This is a genomic window from Paraburkholderia phenazinium, from assembly GCF_900100735.1.
GTDB lineage: Bacteria > Pseudomonadota > Gammaproteobacteria > Burkholderiales > Burkholderiaceae > Paraburkholderia > Paraburkholderia phenazinia.
Genome location: NZ_FNCJ01000004.1, coordinates 560 through 763 on the forward strand (window position 1 = coordinate 560; position 204 = coordinate 763).

General features: G+C 59.3%; 1 pseudogene. It reads right to left on the reverse strand.

Going from position 1 to position 204, the window contains the following annotated elements:
• Positions 1-204 (reverse strand): annotated as a pseudogene (locus BLQ92_RS40615) (YadA family autotransporter adhesin); the annotation flags it as partial.

Genomic DNA, 204 nt, shown 5'->3' on the forward strand with positions numbered 1-204 from the left:
CTCAGGCCTGTGGACAGTGAGTTCACACCACTTTGTGCGGTGCTGATACCCGTCGAGCTCGAGATCGACAGCGACGTCACGTTGCTGTTGGTTGTACTCAGACCCGTCGACAGCGACGTCACACCGCTCTGCACATTGCTGACCCCGGTCGACAGCGACGCCACATTACTGTTCGTCGTGCTCAGACCCGTCGACAGCGAGTTC